Annotated in this window: 10 protein-coding genes; 4 read left to right on the forward strand and 6 right to left on the reverse strand. The window is 41.1% G+C overall.

The genetic code is table 11. The features are described 5' to 3' along the window. Positions 1-655: 655 nt before the first annotated feature. Complete coding sequence (locus FNH22_RS19475) at positions 656-2,104, reverse strand: tagaturonate reductase (protein ID WP_143400112.1); 1,449 nt, start codon at positions 2,102-2,104, stop codon at positions 656-658. Positions 2,105-2,570: 466 nt separating this feature from the next. Here FNH22_RS19475 and FNH22_RS19480 point away from each other — a divergent pair, with 466 nt between their 5' ends. Further along, positions 2,571-4,547, forward strand: coding sequence for a GAF domain-containing protein (locus FNH22_RS19480; RefSeq protein WP_143400113.1), 1,977 nt, complete (start codon positions 2,571-2,573; stop codon positions 4,545-4,547). 303 nt (positions 4,548-4,850) lie between these two features. Here FNH22_RS19480 and FNH22_RS19485 read toward each other — a convergent pair whose 3' ends face one another. From FNH22_RS19485 to FNH22_RS19505, 5 genes are all read right to left on the reverse strand, one after another. Next, positions 4,851-6,290 (reverse strand): IPT/TIG domain-containing protein, encoded by a 1,440-nt coding sequence (locus FNH22_RS19485; protein WP_143400114.1) that lies wholly within the window; start codon positions 6,288-6,290, stop codon positions 4,851-4,853. Positions 6,291-6,460: 170 nt separating this feature from the next. Further along, positions 6,461-7,396 (reverse strand): hypothetical protein, encoded by a 936-nt coding sequence (locus tag FNH22_RS19490; protein ID WP_143400115.1) that lies wholly within the window; start codon positions 7,394-7,396, stop codon positions 6,461-6,463. A 139-nt stretch (positions 7,397-7,535) separates the two neighbouring features. Then, complete coding sequence (locus FNH22_RS19495; RefSeq protein WP_143400116.1) at positions 7,536-9,113, reverse strand: SusD/RagB family nutrient-binding outer membrane lipoprotein; 1,578 nt, start codon at positions 9,111-9,113, stop codon at positions 7,536-7,538. A 21-nt stretch (positions 9,114-9,134) separates the two neighbouring features. Then, positions 9,135-12,596 carry a SusC/RagA family TonB-linked outer membrane protein gene (locus FNH22_RS19500; protein ID WP_143400117.1) on the reverse strand — a complete coding sequence of 1,154 codons (3,462 nt, stop codon included), beginning with the start codon at positions 12,594-12,596 and terminating at the stop codon, positions 9,135-9,137. A gap of 185 nt (positions 12,597-12,781) precedes the next feature. Then, positions 12,782-13,903 carry a FecR family protein gene (locus FNH22_RS19505; RefSeq protein ID WP_221420312.1) on the reverse strand — a complete coding sequence of 374 codons (1,122 nt, stop codon included), beginning with the start codon at positions 13,901-13,903 and terminating at the stop codon, positions 12,782-12,784. A 118-nt stretch (positions 13,904-14,021) separates the two neighbouring features. On the opposite strand from FNH22_RS19505, the gene FNH22_RS19510 reads away from it, so the two are divergent. The 3 genes from FNH22_RS19510 (at position 14,022) to FNH22_RS19520 (ending at position 15,990) form a co-directional block, all read left to right on the forward strand. After that, positions 14,022-14,300, forward strand: a complete 279-nt coding sequence (locus FNH22_RS19510) for a sigma-70 family RNA polymerase sigma factor (RefSeq protein ID WP_143400119.1) — start codon at positions 14,022-14,024, stop codon at positions 14,298-14,300. A 16-nt stretch (positions 14,301-14,316) separates the two neighbouring features. Continuing rightward, positions 14,317-14,532, forward strand: coding sequence for a sigma-70 family RNA polymerase sigma factor (locus FNH22_RS19515; RefSeq protein ID WP_255518108.1), 216 nt, complete (start codon positions 14,317-14,319; stop codon positions 14,530-14,532). Positions 14,533-15,171: 639 nt separating this feature from the next. Continuing rightward, complete coding sequence (locus FNH22_RS19520; RefSeq protein WP_143400121.1) at positions 15,172-15,990, forward strand: hypothetical protein; 819 nt, start codon at positions 15,172-15,174, stop codon at positions 15,988-15,990. Positions 15,991-16,130 lie beyond the last annotated feature (140 nt).

Here is a 16,130-nt window from a genome sequence, read left to right on the forward strand (position 1 = left end):
GCAAATACTGGTGCCGGAAAATCAGATAGAGCTTATTTATAGGCCTCTCTCGAAAATTCCATTTTCAAGGTTTGTTTCTGGATGCTTGTCACTGGGCCACTGGCAATACAGTGCACAATTTATTGATTATCAATATATTAAAAATACACTTGAAAAATGATATTGCTCAGTCGCTTATTGCAAATCAGACCGTGACAGAAGACAAAAACCTCGAAAATGGCATAATACCAATGATTTTGAGATTCAAAACACCAAAACCTCCCATAAAAAGGTGCATTTAAACGTCAAAAACACACTTTTTGAGCTAAAACTATTTTTCATGAGTGGCCTTTATAGTTTTGGCCTTATAACACCCGCAATTATTAAAGCTAAATAGGGTTTTGAAAATTCCTTGCCCGCTTTTGGTGCTGGCTACTGGGTTACTGACAATACAGCCTGTAGCTTTATGATTATCAATATATTGCAAAATGCTTAAAACGCGCTATTGCTCAACAGTTTTAATATGATGTGCTATGGTAGCGAGGTGCAAACTGACCAAACATTCGGCAAAAAGCACACCTAATCATTAAAAGAGAACTTTTTGAGTCCAAATCTTTTTTCATGAGTGGCCTAAATAAGGTATTCAAATGGCCTTCCCAATAAATGATCTCTCCCTTTATTTCAACAAGCCTGAGACCCCTTCTTTCAGGATCACTCTAACACCCTCCGCTACCTTACTACTCAATCCCGACATCCCGGTCAGGTTTGTCGCCCAGAACGATTCGTTGCTAAGCACCGCATGGACCAATGCCTTAACAGCATCGTCCGACCCATCACAAGCTTGCCACTGGCCGTTCATAAAGTCAATGACGGTTGATTCATCATTTAAAGGAATTTGATCACCCGATCGCTGGCCTTTGTAAAAACATATTAATGCTGCAAAAGCAATGGATAACAGTTCCGGAGCTGATCCTTCTTTCTCATGGTAACTGAGTATGGAGGGTAAAACCCTGGTTTTAAATTTGGAAAATGAATTTAATGAGATACTGATCAGTTCGTGTTTTACAGAGGGGTTTCTAAACCGGTCAATGACCTGATGTGCATACACTTTGAGTTCTTCCTTATCACCGGAAAGCGAAGGAATGATCTCTTCAAAAATCAGCTTTTTCACAAATCCTCCAGTCAGTTCGTCCTCCACGGCTTCTCTCACAAAATTTAACCCGTAGAGATAGGCCACCGGTACCATAGACGTATGGGCACCGTTCAGGATCCTGACTTTTCGTGTACGGTAGTAGTCCAGGTCATCCGTAAAAACTACATTCAGCCCCGCTTTGCCAACAGGCAATTCTTCTTGAATACGTTCGGGACCTTCAATTACCCACAAGTGAAACACTTCTCCCTTAACCATCAGTTCATCACGATATCCCAAATCTGTCCACTTTTCATCGGCATCTTCTTTAGGGTAACCCGGCACAATACGGTCTACCAGGGTATTGCAAAATGTCATTTTTGTATCCAGCCACTGCACAAAATCAGCCCCCAGGCTCCAATGGTCTGCATATTGGTATATAACGTCTTTTAGCTTTTCTCCATTTTTATCAATCAGTTCACATGGAAGCACGATCAAATCGGTGCAATCCGGTATTACCTGGAAGCGGCGGTAGAGCAGTTGGGTAAGTTTCCCTGGAAAAGATGATGCAGGCCTATCCTCTACCCGGTCTGCTCCATTAAACTGAATGCCGGCTTCTGTGGTATTGGAAACGATAAATTTCAGGTCCGGATTCCCGGCTTCAGAAAGGTAAGCTTCAAACTGAGCATAAGGATCAATGGCCTTTTGGATCACATCGATCAGTGAACGGTCGGAAACGAACGAACCGTCTGTTATACCACTCAGGTACAGATTATATAATCCATCCTGATCATTCAATTTATTGATAAGCCCTTTTTCAATAGGTTGTACTACCGTTACTCCGGCATCGAAATCTGTAGCCTGGTTCATTTCATAGATCATCCAGTCAACAAATGCACGTAGAAAGTTACCTTCACCAAATTGAAGTACCCTGTTTTTTAGTGAGGCAGGCTTTGAGGACAGTTTGCTTTTGTTTAATAAATCGAATTGCTGCATTATGTTTCTTTATTAATTATGACTTTCAAAATAACACTTACCCTTACTTTGAGTTAAGCACCCCAAGAATAGAATAGCACTTCGGGTATTTCTCCGTTCCATAGGCTGTAGCTTTCCATTTTATCCGTGATTGAGATACCTTATGAATCTATCCGCCAAGGTACTATGAATATCTTTAAACCTCGTATTCACAGATTGGCAAACCTTTGCGTAGCTTTTAGTGAGCCTTTGACAAAACTGGTTTCTCCATTGTATTTCGCCATCAAAATAAAATTTAAACCGTAAATTAGTTAGATTAAAGCTGTATTCACCGTAAGGTGAAATTACTGTCGCTTCGATGAAAGTCATTATTAATCAAACCTTTATGATGTGAATTAGTTAATTTGATGTTTACCTGCTCTTTATTGACGGTAATCGTTGTTTTGTCTATATTGAATTGATTTTTTCAACTATCCAATATGCATTAATGCTGATCGATAACCTAAACCTAAAACAAAAGCTTACTGGTTCTTTTGCCATTGTATTCCTTTCTTTTTTGATCATCGGATTGGTTATCTACAAAGGTATTTTAGATATCCAGGAAATTAACAGATTGATGGAGGGAGAGAACAAAGCCCTGTCTTTTGTTCATCAAACCCGTCAAAACAACCTTTCCCTTCGCTTCCGCGCTACACGTATGTTTACGGCAAACAGGATAAAGGATGCAAGGAAATTTCAAAAGCGTTATGAAGAAGATGCGGCTGAGATGATCAATGACCTCGCCGCAATGGACAGTATTTATTCTTCTATTGCTGATGAAGAACCGGAAGAATTAGACCGGATCATTTTTGGGTCGAAAGACAGTACCATAGTCTATTTGGACCAGGTCATGTTACCCAACCTTCACCAGGGAGCAGTACCATTGGATCAATTCATAAGCAAAACAGACGAGTTGAACAACCACCTTAAAAAAGATTCGCTGGACAGTGAACGAATACACGAATTGACTGCTGAAATTAAAGACCTGAGAAGTGAAGCATTGGATTACGCCCATATTGTTTACTCCAATTACGGTGAAGTAAATCGTATCATAAAAAATATGAGGGATAGTCTTCAAGATTCCATTGCTATGCGTCAGGCAAGAATACAGCGGGTAATCAACCAAACACTTATTATAGTACTGGTGGCCATAGGCCTTGCACTGGCAATCATTTTAGGTATTTCCTCTTTCCTGAACAGAATAATTGTTCCACCTGTAAGAAAAGTAGCCCAATTCCTGACAGAGTTTGCGGCTGGTCAGTTTCCGGATATCAAGCTACGAGAAAGCCAGGATGAGATAGGTACAATGGGTAAGGAGATCAATAAGCTAAAAACTAACCTGGAGTTATCCACCAATTTTGCCAATGCCATGGGGAAAGGAAATTTCGAAATGGACTTTGAAGCCAAAGACGCGCTGGGACAAAGCTTATTGGGTATGCGTGACAGCCTTAAAGTATCTTATGAACAGGAACAGTCAAGAAAATTCCTTTCCGAAGGACTTGCTCAGATCAACAATGTGTTACGGAAACAAACAAAAAGTCTTGAAGAATTCGGGGACAACCTGTTATACAGTATCATTAAGTACCTTAATCTGCAAATAGGTGCTTTTTATGTAGCCAATGAGGACAATGATGAGACGATACTGGAAATGAAGGCCTGTTATGCCTATGACAGAAAAAAATTCATTAAAACCACTGTCAGGTCCGGTGAAGGAATAGTAGGGCAGGCATTTAATGAACGTGCTCACATATTCCTTGCTAATGTACCGGAAAGTTACATCAAAATACGTTCCGGACTGGGGGATACGCCTCCCGGTTCCGTTTACTGTACACCTCTTATACATAATGATGTCGTAGTCGGTGTTCTTGAGTTTGCTTCTGTCAAGCCCATGACTGATTTGGGGAAAGAATTTATAGAAGGGGCAGCAGAGGTCATTGCTTCCGACCTTTCTGCTCAGAAAATCAACAACGAAACCAAAAGGCTCCTGGACGATTCTCAAAAACGTACACAACAGATGCAGTCCCAGGAAGAAGAATTGCGGCAGAATATGGAAGAGCTTCAGGCCACTCAGGAAGCTATTACCAGAAGTGAAAGCCGTACCCAGGCCATCCTGGAAAATATACAGGACGGGATTATTACGCTGGATGCTACCGGGGTAATAGGAAGTGTAAATAAAGCGACCACCCGAATGTTTGGTTATGATCAGCAAGAATTGGAAGGCGCAAACGCCAGCGCCTTATTTGGTAATAACTACAATGAAATACTGGAATATGCGGCATCGGAGATCGCCAATTTGCCTGAAAAAACCATCCGGGCAGAGGGACGAAAAAAGAATGGCTCCAGGTTTAATGCCCAGGTACGGCTGGACGATGCCATGGTAGGGTCTGAAAGGTTGGTCATCGCACTGTTGAAGCCAATGGATTGATCCACTGATACAAGACTTTAAGGAATAATAAAATGCACTGAAGGTAGTGCTATTTTGGATGAGGCACATCTCAAATTAGAAGAGTTCGGATCCTGGGTAAACATGAAAAATCACTTTTTCTGATATCAAAAGTTAAAGGGATAAAACCTTAGAAAAAGTAATAAAGCGCCTTTTTCTGAGGTTTGTCTTAGTATTATCACATTGTAAATTGATGAAAATCAATATTTTATATCATAATAGTTTTGCTTATAAATAGAACACTAATTCCTACTATGAACAAAATCAGATTACTTAATACACTCTTTATTCAAAAGTCACAATAAGTTCAGAAACCGCATCTCCTTCAAATGTCTCAGCTTCCCTGCCCCCGGTACTGCTTGTAACTCCTACACTCACTCCGGAATGTTTCATAATTATGTTCAAACTATTGCCTGACGCCCAGTCCACGTGGCCCACAATCTCCTGGATAATAGCAGCCAGATCTACGGTTTTTTGGGCATCCAGTTTATCGCCGATCGTTACCCATTCAGGAATGCTCCAAACCGCATTGGCCGTAGTCAACGCCCTGTTGGACAAATCACTTGTATTTACAGTGTACTCTGCTGAGTTCCCAACATTCTCACCGAAGATGGTAAGCTCTACAGGGTCTGCACCTATATTATCAGCCGTAAATTGAACACTGGCGCTGAGAATTGTAGCATCTTTTGGTATTTCAACATTTCTAAACCGGAGACCGATATTCTGAAGCCCTCTATCAGGCGTGCTGGAAGTATCAAACTCACCCAATTCCTGATCATTGCTATCTAACCACATTCTTCCATCAGCTTCACTCTCTTCCACATCATCTATGTCAACGGTAATTGGAATTATCAAGGTAATTGGCCCTGCCAAAGTAAAGTCTGAACTGGTGGCTATTTCATCTTCAATTTCAACGGTTATTGGACCCGTATCTGCCACCTCAGGCACTTCAACAACGAGTGAGGTATTAGTAGCTATCGTAACAATCGCTTCAACACCGTTAAACTTTACTACATTATCTTCAAGAATAGTACTAAAGTTTTTTCCTGTGATCGTCACCAGCGTTCCTACTTCCCCTGTCGTAGGTTCAAATGATGTGATTTCCGGTGTCAGGACAAAACTAGCTTCGCTGATGGCCGTCTGCCCAAATACGGTCATAGAAATCTCCCCCGTTTGAGCGCCCTCAGGCACCGTCACCGTTAGCGAGGTGGTAGTAGCATTGATCACCATGGCGTCCACCCCATTAAAACTAACTGTGTTATCCCCGGCTGTAGGACTAAAGTTCGTTCCGGAAATAGTAACCGTAATGCCGACCTTTCCACCTGTAGGGTCAAAAGATGTTATAGTAGGCGCTGGTATTATTGTAAAAACAGGGCCCGTAGCTGTAAATCCACCATGGAACACCGAAATACTACCTGTGGTAGCATCATCAGGAACAGTCACCGTCAGAGTAGTATCGGTCGCTTCGGTAACCTCTGCTATTGCACCATTGAAATTGACCTTATTATTTGAAAGTGTCCGACTAAAGTTGGTTCCGCTAATGGTCACCGTTGTCCCAATGTCACTGCCAACAGGCTCTATCCCGGTAATCGTCACGGGTTCAATAGGGTCTGCTTCAAATGTATACTCCTGGTCATTACAGGATGTAATCATTGCTGCGAAAAAAACTATTATACCTATATCCGGGAGAAACAGCCTTTTTGTAATTTCCACTATCTTTTTCATATGATATTTTTTATTTAAGTAAGCCTGAAAGCTTATAATTTTAAGATAATTACAGGTACGACAACTTGCCGTAGTCAAGTGATGGATAGCTTATCATTCATCCGGCACGTACACCAGCATCTCGTCAAAATAGATTTCTTCACTTCCGTTGTTAATTTCAGAATCTATGATCAGAGTATAGGAAGTAACACCATCAAAAAAAACCCTGAATCAGCTAAATTCCACCGCCCTTCCATAGCATTGATGTCAGCACCATTTGCACTCATCAGTTCAATGGTCTCCGGTGATCCGGACCTTTCTATCTCTGCATAGATCCGTATGGTATCATCATCATCCCAGGATGTTTCTCTAAAAAATATCTGGATACGTACTCCTGTCCTTGGCGTACCATCAGGAATATCTACTTTATCAAAGGTTAACCGAAACAGGCCGTCAACGTCTTCCAGTTGAAAGCCTTGCACGCCGTCGACATATGCACCTACATCTTCAGTCTTCCGTGTAACTCCTATTTCTTCGTTTTCAAAACCACTTCCTCCATTGTCAAAGAATTCGGACTTAAATCCGATTTCATCATCAACACCTGTACCAACAGCCACATGTATCACATGACGCTGCCCATCAATATTCAGTAGTTCACCCTCATCTGTCGGTCCTCCCGTTCTGATGTAATCGGCACCATCTGAAGGTGCGGCAAAAGGCTCTTCAAATGAGGTGCCTCGCAGTTTCTTTGGAGGGGGCACAAAAAATGTCATGGTAAAATCCATGGCATCGTTCAAGCCCCGTCTAAACAGGTTAACCGCAGTATTCCCCCCTTCCTGTGTATTAGACGAAGTATTAAAAGACGGGGCAGACCCTGTATAAACACCTGTTGGAGTGGTTACAATGGCCACAAAACTAAATTCAGTACTGGGTGTAATGTCATTGATGGTCAGTCCCGCCGCATCCAAAAGCATGTCTCCTGTAAAAATGATCGTCCCGGGAAAACTGTTTACCGTAACGAAATTGTCCACTGTTAGAGTTCCAAAGACCAGGGCAAGCGAATAACTCGTTGCATTATTGTTGGGGTCTGAAATTTCATTGGAAAACGTAAGGTTGTCAAATTCCAATAAATTAAACCTGAGCTCCGGATCTCCGGCAAATTGTATGAAACCTCCGCGTTCTGTTATTATTATCCTCCTGGCAGGATATACAAACCATGCACAGTATCCCTATAAATATTTTCTTCATAATCTGTAAGATTTAAGTCTAGTTAATAAATCCGCCTGGATTTGTATCCCAAAATACCTGATTCGTGATCGGCCTTGGTTTCAGGGAAGTATTAGCATTCACTGCTTCTTCGGGCAAGGCAAATGTTCTTGGGAAAGGAACATTTTCATTGATTATAGGCTCCTGAATGCCTTCAGGAAATCCGGTGCGCCGATAAGCTTTATAGGACTCAACAGAATTTCCAAGCGTAGCAATGTAAAGTTCCCTGATCACAATATTCAATCTTTCATTGTCAGATCCGGCCAGTGCATATTCATCCATAACGTTAGTGACATAGGCTTCTACATCATCTTGCTTAGGCACGAAAGCAGTATCCACACCTATAGTGCTAAAATTCAACACCTTGTTTATTGACTCCCTAACACCGGCTTCTAATGACGCTGCTGCATCGCCATTTGCACCAAGCCTTAACACGGCTTCCGCCTTAAAAAACTCTACATGAAATGACATTAATATGGGTAAAATACCGGCCCCTCCCATATTAGTACTTCTTGAACCCCTGGAAGGATTATCTCCATCAAAAGCCCCTCCGGCAGGATACATGCCATAAACCGTTTTCAAAAACCGGTCAGCAGCCCTGGGAGTGTCATCTCCATGATCTCTACCCCAATAAAAGTCTCCGGTATAACAAAAATCATGTACAGAAGAGCCTATACATCCCAATAAGTTTGCCGGAGGGTCTGTATTAGTTTGACGAAAGAGATAGAACCTCAACCGCGGATCTATCACTGATTTTGATTCTTTGAGAAGCCATATGAAATAGTTCCCTATGTATTCGCCCTGACCATCCTCACCATCGTAGCCACGGTTAAAATACGCATGCCTGCTTTCTACCGGATTAGCTGCAGTAGAATAAGGAAATTGGAAGTCATCCTCTTCTTCGCTAACCAAATTGTCCTCATCCAGTAACTCATTCAGCGCTGTTACGTCCCCGGTGTTTAATAATAACTTAAACTTAAGGGTATTCGCCAATCTGATCCACTTTGTGGTGTCTCCATTGTAAAACAGGTCTTCCGTAGGAATGCGGTCAGCATTACGAAAATCATCGATGGCAATATTGATCATTTCCAATAAGGCCGGGTAAATGATGGCATCATCCTCTACTTTAGGGCTAAGATTCTCCACCCCTTTATTGGACTCGGAAAATGGAATGTCCCCCAGGTAATCTACCAACGTTGCGATACTGTAAGTACTCAGAAGTGTGCCTATACCTTTATGAAAACGTAATGCCTCATCCTGAGCAGCCAGATCTTCAAGAATCCTTAAATTCTCCCTTATACTGAAGGTATTATTCCATTCATTGTCCATCTCAGCCGGTTCGGCTTCATCCGTGTATGTGTCGTTCATGGCTTCATACCTCATGATTTCGTCCCCTGCCAGGTTGAACCCGTTCATTGCTCCTTCAAACCGAATTTGAATAGCATTCAACAAGAAATCCGGGTCGATATGATCCGGCAATAACCGGTTAGGATCATTTTGTAAATCAAAGTCTATTACCTCACAGGATGCGAAAAACGCACTTACTATTACGCTTAGATATATAATTATTTTTTTCATACGATTGTCTTTTAAGTATGATTAAAAAGTAACGGCTACTCCAGCTGCAAACCTTTTTGTAGTAGGTACAGTAGTGCCCTCCTGCGTATCAACAGCAGGATCTATATTGGTATACTTCGGAAAGCCGGGAGCATAGAAAAATATATTTCTACCGCTCACAGTAAACGTAACATCCTGGAAAGGGAGCTTTGCTACCTGACCTTTGGTCAGCCTGTAAGAGAGTGCTATTTCCCGTACTCTGAACACAGAGGTATCGAACGTGCTCAAGTCATCCGCATCAAAATAGTTAGAAAAAGCAGTTCTGTTACCATTTGCCTGGATGGTATTTGGGATGGTCCGCCCGCTTTCATCCAGGTAAGGAAGCCCTGTACTTGGATCACCCAGCACCCCTGGGATAATAAAAGACCCTTCCCGGTTTTCCGTATCACGTGTAACCCCTCTTCCGATCAGGTCCTGTGCCAGGTCAGAAAAATTTTCACCACCATGCGTATATTCAAACTGCAGAAGAAGTGAAAAACCTTTGTAGTTAAAATTATGGATGTTAGTAAGTCGCCAATCCGGGGTGGGATTAGCAATCACACGATTCTGCAAGCCAACTGCCTCACTGGTAATTAACTCACCATTCGTAGGGTTGATCAAAAAATTACCCTGAGGGTCTCTCATCGCAAAACTGCCCCACAATACCCCAAGAGGTTGTCCCTGTACGGCCACCCTATCTTCGTCATCATCGTCATCATCCAGTGAAATACGATCTATCGTTCCTCCCAGGTCCACCACTTCTGTTTCAAAAGCAGTAAACAGGTTTCTTATATTCCAGGTAAAATCTCCGGTCCGGACAACATTAACTCCCAGATCGATCTCCACACCATCGGTATCCACACGTCCTACATTGGTAAGTATGTTGGAAAAACCTGTTGAACGATCAAGGGCCCGTTCAAGGATCTGGTCCTCTGAAATTCTTTTGTATACAGAAACGTCCAGATTAACCCTTCCTTGAAAAAAATTACCTTCAACTCCCAATTCGAACTCTTTATGCAGTTCCGGCTTCAGGTCAGGATTGGGTAAACGTAACCTAACACTGTTAGCCACTATTGCTGTACCATCTCTTTTGATAAACTCCTGAGGGTCTAACTCCAGGCTTTCACGGGTATTAAAGGCACCGGGGAATCCGGAGGACGTTGCATAAGCGCCCCTGATCTTCAGGTTATCGATCACATTGGACCCTAAATTAAACGCTGAAGTAGGTATAAAAGAAACTGCTACTCCAGGGTAAAACAAACTCCTGTTTTCAGGTTCTACGGTTGACCCCCAGTCATTTCTGCCTGATAAGGTAAGATAAAGGTATTGATCATAGCTGAATTCAAACTGCCCAAAAACCCCGACCAAGTTCCGACGCGTCCTGGAAGCCTCTGCTGTGGTAACATTAAAATTATCAGGCCTGTTAAACCCAAAAACGATTTGTTCTCTGGACCGAGATGAATTAGACCTGAATTTATCTATTCTTGAATTGATGCCTACCTGTGAGGTAAAACCTAGCTTATCTGCCAGTTGATAATCAGAGCCGATGATGATAGACTGATCGAGTAAAATATCCCTGTTAAAATCAAGCTCTAGCTCACCAAGCTCATCCCCCTCACCTGACAAGCTTACAATATTTGTAAAGTCTTCTTCATCTTCCGTTTCATTGTTGTAGCCTAAACGATAACTTATGTTTAAATTATCTGTGAGTCGATAACCTACATTTAACGTAGTAAATAAGCGAACAATATTGTCATTCCTGCCGGTATTATTGATGGTCCACAACGGGTTAGTATCTCCCCTGTAATAAACATTTTCCCCCGTCTGGGGATTTTGAAAGGGTAAATTTTTAAGGTCTAAGTTTCTCGGGAGATACAGTAAACGTTCAAAGATATCGGTCCCGCTTTGCGAATTACGCTCCCTGGTCATATAGCTCATGGTCGCAGAAACATTCAGCTTATCTGTGACCTGCGCCTGCCCACCTACGGATAAATTGAACCTTTCCAGGTCATTGTTTCCGATGATGCCCGATTCTTCTGTATACCCAATGGAAACGTTAAAAGATGTTCTTTCCTGGCTGGTGGTTATGTTCAACGCTGTTACAGAACCTGTACCTGTTTCAAAGAAGTCTTCTACATTATTGGTAGCTGGCACGTATGGCACATTAACGGTAGCAAATTCAGGAAAAATATCGGCTTGTCCTGCATAAGGGTGAGGCACAGAGTCCAGCTCAGCAAATGCGGGACCCCAGTTACCTATGGAACTGCTAAAAGTTCCATCAGCGCCCTGACCATAGGTATTTTGAAATTCAGGCAGGTTCGCCAGGGTGTTGGTATAGAAAGTCTGGGAAAAGTTTATCGTCGTATTTTCTTTGCCTTTCCCTTTACTGCCACTTTTTGTTTGTATCAGTATAACCCCGTTTCTACCGGCGCTACCATACAAAACAGAGGCATTAAGGCTTTTTAAAACCGTTGTTTCCTTAATATCATTAGGATCAATGTCTATTAAGCTACCGGCAAAAGGGACATTGTCTACCACGATCAAAGGGGCATTTCCCTGGGTAATGGATAGCGAGGACCGGACTCGAATAGAGGGGGTATTCCCTGTACTACCACTGGATTCCGTAAGCTGTACCCCGGCTATTTTACCAAATAACGATCGCCCTACATCAGACTCTGCTTTACCTTGAACTTCCTCCCCACTAATACGGGCAATACCGTAACCCAACGCCTCTTTCGACTTCTCTATCCCCTGAGCGGTAACAATTATTTCACTCAATGACAGGATATCTTCTTCCAAAGCAAATTCATACACCGTCTGTGCAGAAGTAATTTCCTTCACCTGGTATCGATACCCAATACCCGAAACCACCAGGTAGCGACCAGGCTCAACTTCCAGTGAAAAATTACCGTCGATATCGGTGATCGTGCCATTAAGAAAGTCATTTTGACTCAATACCTCTCCGGTCGGCCGTTCGTTAGTCACATAAACCGTCATACCAGGCAGTCCATTACCGTTCCGATCCGTTACTTTTCCTGTTATATTGATGGGTGCTACAACAGCAGCTGTCTGCTTGTTTGGAGGGTCACTTTTTTCTTTACGAGGTTTATCAAACAAAATAATCTGTTTGTCCTTTATATTATATTGCGTACTTGTTTCTGAAAAAAGGATTTTCAGAACATTCGTAATAGAGACTTTCCTGACATTTATTGAGACTTTACGGGATACATCTACCTGTTTATTACTGTATACAAACCTAAAATCTGTAGTGACTTCAATCTCATCAATAATTGCCGCAATGGAAGAATTCTCTGCTTTTAGTGTGATCTTGCTTTTTTGTGAGTAACTGTCATTAGCTTGTAATCCAATCAGAGTAGTTAATAATAACAGTGTAGTAAGTTTCATCCTTAAACCGAATTTCATAAAAGAATGATAGAACCTCTCTTTGTGTAGAAGTTTTTTCATATTTGCAATGTGTTTTGAGTGGTTAATTAATTTTGGTTAATCACTTTCATAGACCGGGAAATGTTGCCGCATTTTCCGGTTTTTCAGATAATGTTTCAACACCATCCAAAAGTGAACACCGAATTTTCATTCGTAAGTTAGTTGTGTTCCATATATTCCATTTTAGGCTTTAATTGTCTATTTAATTATTTGATATACAAGGTATTATCTTTTATCTTATAACCTATTCCCTGGATATCATCAAAATAACTTAGTACCATTTCTATGGTTTTATTGGTAAAACTGGCACTAAACAATTCTTCGCCTAACGCTTCATTTTCCAATACAATTTCAACATTGTAGTGCCTCTCCATTTTCTTAAGAATGTTCTTAAAAGGAGTATTTCTAAAGACAAGCTCTCCGTTTCTCCAGGAAGTATACACCCTGGTATTGACAGGTTCTGTTACTACTGTCTTTCCTGATTTATTAAAAGAACCTTTGAGTCCCGGAGTCAACGTCAGTGCATCTTCAACTACTTCCTGATCATTGTACATACCCACCATACCTTCAATAAGTACCACATCGGTTGAAGCATCTTCTACATAAGATGAAAGGTTAAATTGTGTCCCCAGAACGGCAACATTCAATGCTCCGGCATTCACAATAAAAGGATGTTCCGCATCTGTAGTCACGTCAAAATAAGCCTCACCAACGATAGACACTTTACGATCCATGTTTTTTAAAAAAGTAACAGGATATCTCAGACTGGTCCCGGAATTTAAGTGTACTTGCGTACCGTCGCTAAAGCGTTTGCCATAAGGCACTTTTAAGGTATTATATAGTAATGTCTCCGAATCATTCGTCCCCTGGTAGGTTAATTGACTTTTGTTTTGTACCCCTACAAGGTTCCCGGCTGCATCTTTAATATCTTTTGTGGCTCCCGGATTAATGGTCTGAACCAATCCGTTGTCCAATTCAAGGGTGATGAAATCTTCTTCAGGCACCAGAGTGGTTTCTTCCGGAGAAAGGAAGAAACCTTGCTGATATATAAAGGTCAATCCGACCAATAACACCACTGCCGCCGCATATTTCGTCCAGTTCGGGATCAGTTTTCGGATTGGCTTTTCTTCATGGTCAATCTGAGTGATCACGTTGTGGTAGGCGGCATCTACGTCATTTTTTATAATGGCCAGATTTAAATCATGCTCATCTTGTATATAGGTCTCAAGAAGCTTTTGATTTGCCGGATCTTTTAGCAACTCATGAAGTTCTAAGAGCTCTTCTTCAGAAATAGTCTCCGTTAGAAGCTTGGAAATCAGGATTTTCAATGTGTTTGACTTTATAATTAGTACTATTGCTCAAAAAATAAAAAAAACCTTAAAGATTTTTCGCTTTTTTTTTGATCTTTAAAATAGTCGGAGTTGGTTTTTCCTTACAAAACAAAATATGGACGAGGTAGAAGCTGCAAAAGCCTTAAAAAAAGGAGATAGGGCAGTTTCTAGGTATTTCTTTGAACGCTATTATGATCGACTGATAGCCTACATTACTACTTATACTCGTGATAAGCTCCAATCTGAGGACATCGTACAAGAGGCTTTCATTAACCTCTGGAAAGACAGAGACAAGTTAGATCCTACTAAATCACCAAAAAGTTATTTGTATGCGATTGCTTATAACAGGTGTATTGATAGTTTAGAAAAAGCTCCTGGAGGTAATATGGCATAGAGCACTGGGCGACCGTATAAAGGAAGATACCGAATCACTCGAAAAACGTATTGAAAAGGTGAAACAAGTGGTAGATTCCCTCCCTCCCAAATGCCAGGAGATCATTCGGCTAAACAAGCTGGAAGGTATTAAGTATAAAGACATTGCAGTTCGAATGGACATTTCTGTTAAAACAGTAGAATCACAAATGCGCATAGCTTTTAAGAAAATAAGAGAAGCTTTTCACGATTAATACCCCCGTTTCTTTGTTTCCCGGATGAAGTAATTCAAAATGTTAGAGGCCGTCTCAAAAGTAGTTGAGGCGGTTTTTCTGTTTTTGACATAAAAAAGAAGGTGCCCTTTTGAGACACCCTCATCTGTGAAAACTTTGGAATAAATCTGATCCTTTTAGAATGACTGTGAGACATTTCAACAATCAAACTATCAAAAATTCTTTTATTCAATATGGATGACTCCAGGCCGACTACCTTATTACATGAACTTGATACTTCAATCAACCAAGCTGAATGGCACACAAACGGTCGCACCGAGGATGCTTTGTAATAATCCAGTCTTGCTTTAAATTCTTCTTGTTGATAATTGCCATATAGAAGCCTCAAGGTACATCCAAAATGATCATACCATAGTTTTTTTTGCAGGGCAATGCAGCAAATGCTAGTACTGCTTATCCTACCTAATAATATTAGATTAAAATCGTTCGTTCCTACTAATTTTTTGTAATCTTCCATAACATAGAAATGGTACTCATGAATTCAAAAACTTTACCCATCCAAGTAAGTTCCCAATTAAAAGTTAATAAAGTAGTTATTTGCAATGTTTACAATGATTAGTTTTCACGGTTAAACAAAGGTGCTAATACCGCCTGAAATCAATGATGATCAAATTTTCACCTGCTTTATTAAGTACGCTGTTTTTGGGATGGCTGTCCTGTAGTTCTTCTATTCAACTAGGTGAAGTAGACCCTACAGAAGAATATGGAGCCTTGCACATACGCTGGTTCCGCGATCTTCATCTTTATATGGAACAACCTAATTGGATTATGAAATTAGAAGGGCCGCAAAATCTTCGTCGAGAAACATCTTATAAGAAAGACTCTGTATTCATAGGGAAGATTCCTACAGGGATTTATCAATTGAGCTTAAGTCGTAGGGTGGTAGAGCTCAATAGAGAAATCAAAATAAAGATCAGCGAAATTGTCGTAGTCAAGGAGAAAGTAAGTTTCGTCTCAGTCACGAAAGAAGATGAGCAGCTTACCCGTACTAAGGGTTCAAGTCTTTGGGAAGGGCATCAGATACTACTGAATCAATTAGACAAGACAGGCAATGTTGTAGGCTCTGTTGACACAATAGCATTTAAAAAATGGTTTAATGAGCCATTATCACCCTACAACGGCCAATTCAGGAAAGCTGTAATGGGAAACAGTCCTCGGGACAAAGCAGATTACCTGGTTGACCTGGATTCAGCGGCATCATTCCAATTTCATCATGTCAAGCCAGGTTACTACAAACTGCACGTAGTATTCCGTGAAAATCAAGCCTCTTACCAATCCAGGATTATCCAAAATGTATTTGTCAAACCGAACACTGCCTCAGTAGTTAAAGTGGATCAATTCATACGTCACATGTCATTGTTTCCTCCTCTGACTGGTAGCCAATACATGGATTGGCTACCCCAATTTAAACCGAAATAGTTACTCAATTAAACCAATACAGTTATGAACAAATCCCATAAATGCCTAATCACAGCAAAGGGTAAAAGTTGACCCTGCTCTCCGTATGATTTACCGTTCCAAATATTCACAACCTTTGTAGCCATCTTCGAGAATGGCAA

Origin of the sequence: Fulvivirga sp. M361 (assembly GCF_007097395.1) — a bacterium.
Classification (GTDB): Bacteria; Bacteroidota; Bacteroidia; order Cytophagales; family Cyclobacteriaceae; genus Fulvivirga.

Bases quoted from the DNA above. Each gene is read 5' to 3' on its own strand.
- FNH22_RS19475 (WP_143400112.1), bottom strand. From the start codon at position 2,104: ATGCAGCAATTCGATTTATTAAACAAAAGCAAACTGTCCTCAAAGCCT.
- FNH22_RS19480 (WP_143400113.1), top strand. From the start codon at position 2,571: ATGCTGATCGATAACCTAAACCTAAAACAAAAGCTTACTGGTTCTTTT.
- FNH22_RS19485 (WP_143400114.1), bottom strand. From the start codon at position 6,290: ATGAAAAAGATAGTGGAAATTACAAAAAGGCTGTTTCTCCCGGATATA.
- FNH22_RS19495 (WP_143400116.1), bottom strand. From the start codon at position 9,113: ATGAAAAAAATAATTATATATCTAAGCGTAATAGTAAGTGCGTTTTTC.
- FNH22_RS19500 (WP_143400117.1), bottom strand. From the start codon at position 12,596: ATGAAAAAACTTCTACACAAAGAGAGGTTCTATCATTCTTTTATGAAA.
- FNH22_RS19510 (WP_143400119.1), top strand. From the start codon at position 14,022: ATGGACGAGGTAGAAGCTGCAAAAGCCTTAAAAAAAGGAGATAGGGCA.
- FNH22_RS19520 (WP_143400121.1), top strand. From the start codon at position 15,172: ATGATGATCAAATTTTCACCTGCTTTATTAAGTACGCTGTTTTTGGGA.